Annotated in this window: 4 protein-coding genes and 1 pseudogene; 2 read left to right on the forward strand and 3 right to left on the reverse strand. The window is 70.9% G+C overall.

The genetic code is table 11. The annotated features are described in order from the left end of the window. Positions 1-280, forward strand: a pseudogene (locus tag M8J74_RS38135) (ABC transporter ATP-binding protein); the annotation flags it as partial. A 74-nt stretch (positions 281-354) separates the two neighbouring features. On the opposite strand, the gene M8J74_RS38140 reads toward M8J74_RS38135, so the two are convergent. Then, a complete protein-coding gene (locus tag M8J74_RS38140; protein ID WP_249840821.1) occupies positions 355-5301 on the reverse strand; it encodes an NAD-glutamate dehydrogenase in 4947 nt (1648 codons plus the stop codon). Positions 5302-5844: 543 nt separating this feature from the next. Between M8J74_RS38140 and M8J74_RS38145 the strand changes: the two genes are divergently transcribed. Continuing rightward, entirely contained in the window at positions 5845-6411 is a 567-nt protein-coding gene (locus tag M8J74_RS38145; RefSeq protein WP_249840822.1) for a DJ-1/PfpI family protein, read from the forward strand. A gap of 82 nt (positions 6412-6493) precedes the next feature. Here the strand turns inward: M8J74_RS38145 and M8J74_RS38150 are convergent, their stop codons facing one another. Together M8J74_RS38150 and M8J74_RS38155 are read right to left on the reverse strand one after the other, a co-directional pair. Continuing rightward, positions 6494-7159 (reverse strand): HAD family hydrolase, encoded by a 666-nt coding sequence (locus tag M8J74_RS38150; RefSeq protein WP_058924978.1) that lies wholly within the window; start codon positions 7157-7159, stop codon positions 6494-6496. A gap of 64 nt (positions 7160-7223) precedes the next feature. Continuing rightward, complete coding sequence (locus M8J74_RS38155; RefSeq protein WP_249840823.1) at positions 7224-7739, reverse strand: DUF6912 family protein; 516 nt, start codon at positions 7737-7739, stop codon at positions 7224-7226. Positions 7740-8171 lie beyond the last annotated feature (432 nt).

An 8171-nucleotide genomic window follows, 5' to 3' on the forward strand; every position in this document is an offset into this window, starting at 1 on the left:
CGCCAAGGACCACGACGTCCTGCTCATCGACGAGGCGCTCGCCACCGGCGACCGGTCCTTCCAGCGCCGCTCCGAGGAGCGCATCCGCGAACTGCGCCAGCAGGCGGGCACGGTGTTCCTGGTCAGCCACAACAACAAGTCGATCCGCGACACCTGCGAACGCGTGCTGTGGCTGGAGCGCGGCGAACTGCGCATGGACGGCCCGACCGAGGAGGTCATGGCCGCGTACGAGGAGTTCACCGGCGGCGCCGACAAGCCCAAGCCGACCAAGGCCGCCTGAGCCGCCGCGCCACGAAGGGGGCGCCCCGGGCCGATACGGCCCGGGGCGCCCCCTTCGTCGTGGCGTACCGCCGGCTACGAGTGCGTCCGCAGCAGTGTGCGCATCGTCCGCATCGCCACCGACAGGTTGGCGAGGTCGAACGTCTCCGAACCCTGGATCTCCTCCAGCGTCGTGCGGGCCCGGCCCAGGATCGCCGCGTTCTTCTCCTCCCAGGCCTTGAAGCGCTGCTCGGGGGTCGAGGTGCCGTTGCCCACCGCCAGGACGTCCGCCGTCAGCGCCGCGTGGGCCGCGAAGAGGTCCTCACGGATGGAGGCGCGGGCCATGGACTGCCAGCGGTCGGCACGGGGCAGCTCGATGATGCGGTCCATGAGCTGGGCGATGTGCAGCCGGTCGGCGAGGTCGTAGTAGACCTCGGCGACGTCCATCGGGTCCCTGCCCATGCGGTCGCCGATCGAGACGATGTCCAGCGCCGGGAAGGCGGAGGAGAACCCGGCCACGCGCGTGGCGAGTTCGTCCGGCACGCCGGCGTCCGTCAGCTCGTCGTAGATCTTCTGCCACCACTCCAGGTCCGCGCCGCGCAGCAGCTTCGGCAGCTGCTGCCAGACCTGCTCGACACGCTCGGCGAAGAACTCCACCGTCTCGCCGATCTGCAGCGGCTGCGGCCGGTTGTTGAGCAGCCAGCGCGTACCGCGCTCCACCAGACGGCGCGAGTGCAGGCGGATACGGGTCTGCACGGCGGCTTCGACCCGGTTGTCCAGCTCCTCCACCGCGTCCCACACCGGGGCCGAGCAGAAGATCGCCCGCGCCGCGGTCTGCGCCCGCACGATCTCCTCCAGCGAGGCGCCGGTCTCCTCGCGCAGACGGTGCAGATACGTCGTACCGCCCGTGTTGACCGTGTCGTTGACCAGCACGGTCGTGACGATCTCGCGGCGCAGCGGGTGGCTGTCGATGAATTCCGGGAACTGCTCGCGCAGCGCCGTCGGGAAGTAGGCGTGCAGCAGCCCGCGCAGGTACACGTCGTCCGGCAGGGACGTGTGCAGCAGCTCCTCGGCGACCGTGATCTTCGTGTACGCCAGCAGGACGGCCGTCTCCGGGCCCGTCAGGCCCTGTGCGGCGCCGAGGCGTTCGCGGATCTGCCGGTCGGTGGGCAGGAACTCCAGCGCCCGGTCGAGGTGGCCCTCGCGCACCAGGTGGCGGATGAACCGCTGCTGGGCGTGGAGCATGTCCTTGGACTGGGCGAGGGCGTTGGCGAGCGCCGTGTTCTGCGCGTAGTTGTTGCGCAGCACCAGGTGGCCGACCTCGTCGGTCATCTCGGCGAGCAGCTTGTTGCGCTGCTTGACGGTCATGTCGCCCTCGGTGACCAGGCCGTTGAGCAGGATCTTGATGTTCACCTCGTGGTCGGAGGTGTCCACGCCCGCGCTGTTGTCGATCGCGTCCGTGTTGATCTTGCCGCCGTGCCGGGCGAACTCGATCCGGCCGAGCTGGGTCAGGCCCAGGTTGCCGCCCTCGCCGACGACCTTGACCTGCAGGTCGGCGCCGTCGACCCGGATGGGGTCGTTGGCCTTGTCGCCGACGTCCGCGTTCGACTCGGTGGACGCCTTCACGTACGTCCCGATGCCGCCGTTCCACAGCAGGTCCACCGGTGCCCGCAGGATGGCGCGCATCAGGTCGGCCGGGGTCATCTTGGAGATCTTGCCCTCGATGCCGAGGACCTCGCGGATGTGCGAGTTGAGCGGGATGGCCTTGGCGGTGCGCGGGAACACGCCGCCGCCGGCCGAGATCAGCCCGGTGTCGTAGTCGGCCCAGCTGGAGCGGGGCAGCTCGAAGATGCGGCGGCGCTCGGCGTAGGAGGTGGCCGCGTCCGGGTTGGGGTCGATGAAGATGTGCCGGTGGTCGAAGGCGGCGATCAGGCGGATGTGCTCGCTGAGCAGCATGCCGTTGCCGAACACGTCACCGGACATGTCGCCGATGCCGACGACCGTGAAGTCCTCGCTCTGCGTGTCCACGCCGAGCTCGCGGAAGTGCCGCTTGACGGACTCCCAGGCGCCGCGGGCGGTGATGCCCATGCCCTTGTGGTCGTAGCCGGCCGAGCCGCCGGAGGCGAAGGCGTCACCGAGCCAGAAGTTGTACTTCTCGGCGACCCCGTTGGCGATGTCGGAGAAGGTCGCGGTGCCCTTGTCGGCGGCGACGACGAGGTAGGTGTCGTCCTCGTCGTGCCGGACGACGTCCTGCGGGGGCACGACCTCGCCCGCGACCATGTTGTCGGTGATGTCGAGCAGGCCGGAGATGAACATCTTGTAGCTGGCGATGCCCTCGGCCAGCCACGCGTCCCGGTCCACCGCCGGGTCGGGCAGCTGCTTGGCTACGAAGCCGCCCTTGGCGCCGACCGGCACGATGACGGTGTTCTTCACCATCTGCGCCTTGACCAGGCCGAGGATCTCGGTGCGGAAGTCCTCGCGCCGGTCGGACCAGCGCAGACCGCCGCGGGCGACCTTGCCGAAGCGCAGGTGCACGCCCTCGACGCGCGGCGAGTAGACCCAGATCTCGAACGCCGGGCGCGGCGCGGGCAGGTCCGGGATCGCCTGCGGGTCGAACTTCATGGAGACGTAGTCGTGCGGCCGGCCGCCGGTGGCCTCCTGGAAGAAGTTCGTCCGCAGGGTCGCCTTGATGACCGTCAGGAAGGACCTGAGGATCCGGTCCTCGTCCAGGCTCGCGACCTGGTCGAGCGCCGCGTCGACCTCTTCGAGAAGGGCGTCGACGATCTCGTGGCCCGCGCGCTGCCGGTCCGGCGACATCCGCGCCTCGAACAGGGAGACCAGCAGCCGGGTGGTGTGGACGTTGTTGCGGAGGGTGTCCTCCATGTAGTCCTGCGAGAACGTGGAGCCCGCCTGCCGCAGGTACTTGGCGTACGCCCGCAGCACCATCGCCTGCCGCCAGGTCAGCCCGGCGCTCAGCACGAGGGCGTTGAAGCCGTCGTTCTCCGCCTTGCCGGTCCAGGTGGCCGCGAAGGCGTCCTGGACGCGCTCGCGGGCGTCGTCGCCGAGGTAGTCCCCGCTGCCGTTCTGCGCCCGCGGCATGCGCAGGCCGAAGTCGTAGATCCAGGCGGTGGTGCGGTCCGCGCAGCGCAGTTCGTACGGCCGCTCGTCCGTGACCTCGACGCCGAGCCGGCTGAGGACCGGCAGCACCGCGGACAGGGAGACCGCCTCGCCCCGGCGGTAGATCTTGAACCGGCGCTCCTCCGGCGCCGCGCCCACCGGCTCGTACAGGCTGAGCGAGAAGTCCTGGCCGCTCTGCTCCTGGGCCTCGCTGAGCTGCTCCAGGTGGACCAGGTCGGCGACCGCGGCCCGCGGGGTGTGGTCGGCCTTGTAGCCCTCGGGGAAGGCGTTGTTGTAGCGGCGCAGCAGCTCGGCGGCCTTCTCCTCGCCGCACTCGGCGTTCAGCGCCTCCGCGAAACCGTCGGCCCAGGAGCGCGCGGCCTCCACCAGGCGCGCCTCGATGCGCTCCTTGTCGAGGTCCGACAGCTCGGGCAGCTCGGTGCCCTGCGGGACGCGGACCACGAAGTGCAGCCGGGACAGGATCGACTCGGTGTTCCAGGCGGTGAAGTCGACGCTGATGCCGCCCAGTTCCTCCTTGAGGATGTCGATGATCCGCAGGCGCACGCCGGTGGTGTAGCGGTCGCGGGGGAGGTAGACGAGGGCCGAGTAGTAGCGGCCGTACTCGTCCTGGCGCAGGTACAGGCGCAGTCGCCGGCGCTCCTGCAGGTACAGCACGGAGGTGACGATGGACTGCAGCTCGTCGGCGGGCGTCTGGAAGAGCTCGTCGCGCGGGTAGGTCTCGAGGATCTGCAGCAGGTCGCGGCCGTCGTGGCTGTTGGGCGAGAACCCGGCGCGCTGCAGGACCTCGTCGACCTTGCGGCGGATGACGGGCACCCGGCGCACCGACTCGGTGTACGCGGCGGAGGAGAACAGGCCGAGGAAGCGGCGCTCGCCTACGACGTTGCCCTGCTCGTCGAACTTCTTGACGCCGATGTAGTCCAGGTACGACGGCCGGTGCACGGTGGCACGGCTGTTGGCCTTGGTCAGGATGAGGAGCTTGTGCTCGCGGGCCTTGGCGCGGGCGTCGGCGGGCAGCCGCTCGAAGGACGGGCTGACCGGGTGGCCCTCCTCGCCCGCGTGGTGCGGGTCGGAGCGCAGGATGCCGAGGCCGGTGCCGGGGACGGCGGCCAGCGAGTCGTCCTCGCGCAGCTGGTACTCGCGGTAGCCGAGGAAGGTGAAGTGGTCGGTGGACAGCCAGCGCAGCAGCTCGCGGGCCTCCTCGATCTCCTGCTCGCGCAGCTCGGGCGCGACGGGCTCGGCGGGCAGCTCCTCGGCCATGCGCAGCGCCGCGTCCCGCATCTTGTCCCAGTCCTCGACGGCCTCACGGACGTCGGACAGGACGCGCAGCAGGTCGGCGGTGATCTGCTTGAGGTCCCCGCGGTCGGTCTCGCGGTCGATCTCGACGTGGATCCAGGACTCGACGTGCGCGTCGTGCGGCAGCCCGGCGCCGGGCTTCGCCGGAAGCACCTCGATGAGCTTGCCGGCCACATCGCGGCGCACCACGATCTGCGGGTGGATGACGACGTGGATGCCACGCCCCTGCCGCGTCAGCTCGTTGGTGACGGAGTCCACGAGGAAGGGCATGTCGTCGGTGACGACCTCGACGACCGAGTGGCTGCACGTCCAGCCGTTCTCCTCGACCGTGGGCGTGTGGACCCGCACGCTGGCCGTGCCCTGGGGGCGGTTCTCGGCCAGCCGGTAGTGCGAGAGCGCGGCTCCGAAGACGTCGACCGGGTCGCGGCCGCCCAGGTCTTCCGGAGCGGTGTGCAGGTAGTAGCGCTGGAGGAACGCGAGCACGGTCTCCCGGTCGGGCGTGCTCCCGTCCGCCGTCCCGGTCGGTAGGTGCCCCCCGACCGGGCTGTTCTCAGCTACCCGAGCGGCCCTCTCCAGCAGCTCGGCCTTGGCTTCGTCCAGCTTGGTCTGCATTGTCCTCTGGCTCCTGTCGCGCGCCGTTGCGTGACGTAGAAGGAAGTACGGTCTCTTCCCCTGCGGCTCGTCGCCACGGCCCGGGTTCTCCGGTCTGCACCGACGCTATGTCGCAAGGTGAGATACGCGGGGGGTTATCAGCCATTCTCGACGCGCCCGTGGGATGTGACGCTGCTCTCGGCATCGTCCGTTCCCGGGGTGTGTACGGCGTCCTGGGGACCCTTGCGATCCCGTCCCGCCCGCGAGGACCAGCGACCGCCGCCCGGTCACGGAGGTGTTCCGTGCTCCCCGGGCGCAGGGCAGGGGCGACGTTGCCCCCGCGAGCTATCGCGCTGATCACGCCACCAAGGCTATCGCTCCTGACAGGGGGCCCGTCATGAGCCGTATGTGTACAAAACCCGGTGCCGAACTTTGACGTTCTGCACAGGGGCGAAACGCCTCACAAGACACTAGAGCCCCCCTTTCCCCTTCATCCCGCACTGTCCCTCCTCGCGCGGTGCAGACCCCCTTGGCAAGCGCGTCCGGTGGAGGCACGTTGCCGACATGACAGCCAGAATCCTCATCGTCACCGGCGACGCGGCCGAGTCGCTGGAGGTCCTGTACCCCTACCAGCGCCTGCGCGAGGAGGGCTACGAGGTCGACATCGCGGCCCCGGCCCGCAAGCGGCTGCGGTTCGTCGTCCACGACTTCGAACCCGGCTTCGACACCTACACCGAGAAGCCCGGCTACACCTGGCCAGCCGACCTGGCCTTCGCCGAGGTCGAACCCGGCCGGTACGCGGCCCTGGTCATCCCCGGCGGCCGGGCCCCCGAGTACCTGCGCAACGACCCCGAGCTGCGCAAGATCCTCAAAGCCTTCTTCGACGCCGACAAGCCGGTCGCCCAGATCTGCCACGGCCCCCTGCTCACCGCCGCGGTCGACGGCCTGCGCGGCCGCCGCGTCACGGCGTATCCGGCGCTGGAACCGGACATGCAGTCCGCCGGCGCCGAGTTCCAGGACGCGGAGGCGGTGGTGGACGGCACCCTGGTGTCCGCACGGGCCTGGCCGGATCATTCGGCGTGGATGCGGGAGTTCCTCACGGTGCTGAGGGCCAAGGCGTCGGTGACGTGAGGCCTGCACCGGGGGCGTGCGGCCGGGATCGGTGGCGAGGTCGGCGCTGGTGGCGTGATGTCGCTCGGGGTGCCCTCGGCGGTCAGGCCGCCAGTCGCTCGGCCTCCACGACCGCCTCCGCCAGGGTGTCCACGACCGGCACGCCGACCTCCTCGAGGCTGGCCCGTCCGTGCGAGCCCCCGGTGTAGAGCACGGCCCGCGCGCCCACGTGCATCGCGGCCACCGCGTCGTCCGCGGCGTCCCCGATCACCACCGTCCGCCCGGGATCGATCCCGCGCAGCGACGCCAGGTGCCGCACCATGTGCTCGGCCTTGCTGCCGCCGGACGGCCCGGTCCGCCCGTCGACGCGTATGAAGTGCGCCTCGATCCCGAACCCGCGCACCAGCGGTACCAGTTCGTCGTGCCCGTACATGCTCAGGATCGACTGGCTGCGCCCCGCCGACGTCCACCCGGCGAGCAGCTCCACCGCCCCCTCGGCCAGCCCGCACCGCACCCGGTGCTCGGCGTAGTACCGGTGGAAGACCTCGTCCATGAGCTCCCACTCGGCGTCCGTGGGCAGCCGCCCCAGCAGCCGCTCGTAGAACTTCGGCACCGGCACGCAGTACAGCGCCCGGTACTGCTCCATGGTGATCGGCTCCAGGCCCAGCTCGGCGAACGCCGCGTTGGTCGCCCCGATGATCGCGTCGTTGTCGTGGAACAGCGTCCCGTTCCAGTCCCACACGATGTGTGCCCCTGCTTGCTTCCCCATGCGAAAAACCTACCCGCCGCCACTGACAATGAAGAGGCCGGCGGACAGAGGAGTGCGGAGGCGCTCAGTCCGCGAGGCCGACGAGATGGGGGATCTCCTGCGTCGCGTACCACAGCAGCTCGTGGTCCTCGGCCCCGTCCACCACGAACTGCGCGTCGTCGTCCCCGCCGTCCGCCGCCTCCAGCGCCTCGGCCGCGGCGGCCACGTCCGCCTCGGCGTCCTCCAGGTCGACGTGCACGGCGGCCGCCTTGGCCAGCGCCACGGCTCCGGCGACCCGCACCTCGCCCAGCGCCGCCGGGTCGAGCCCACGGTCGGGGTCGGCGGACGCGGCGCCGTCCGGCACGTCGACGGCGACCACGACCCGGCGGCGCACGGCGCCGGTGTCGGCGGCCAGCAGCCGCAGCGAGGCCAGCGCGGCACGGTTGAGCGCCGCGTACTCCAGTTCCTCGATGTCGTCGGACAGGTACCACTCGCGCAACGCGGGCGTGACGGCGTAGGCGACGAACGGTCCGCCGGCCAACTCACCCGTCTTGTACGCCTCGGCGAGCCCGGGGAGGGTCAGGGGGACGTAGACGCGCATGCTGGCCGTTTCCTGTTCGTCGGGGTCGGGGGGACCGTGCGGAGGGCCTTCAGGATACGCGCGGGGGTCCCCTTTCGAGTTCCCACCCATGACGCCCGGGCCGTCCACCCGCGTCCCGCGATTCACCCCCGGTCCGCGCGCGAGCACGGGCTTCCGGGCCCCTCGATCACTCTGATAGGTGAACTCTCCTGCCGCCCCGACGCGGACGTGCCCTTCCTTGCCGCCACCGGCCACGGCCCCGTACAAGATCCCCAACGCCAAGTTACCGACCGGTACCGGCGGTCTCGCGAACCGAGGAAACGGGGACTTCCATGCACAAGGTCATGACCAGGACCGCCCAGCGCCGCCCGGGCTCCCGCCCGCCGGCCCGCCAGGACTCCCGCCGCCCCGCGGGGGCCCCGCCCCGCATCCCGGGCGGCAGCCCGGCCCGCA

The sequence above is a fragment of the Streptomyces panaciradicis genome (assembly GCF_023516615.1).
Classification (GTDB): Bacteria; Actinomycetota; Actinomycetes; order Streptomycetales; family Streptomycetaceae; genus Streptomyces; species Streptomyces panaciradicis.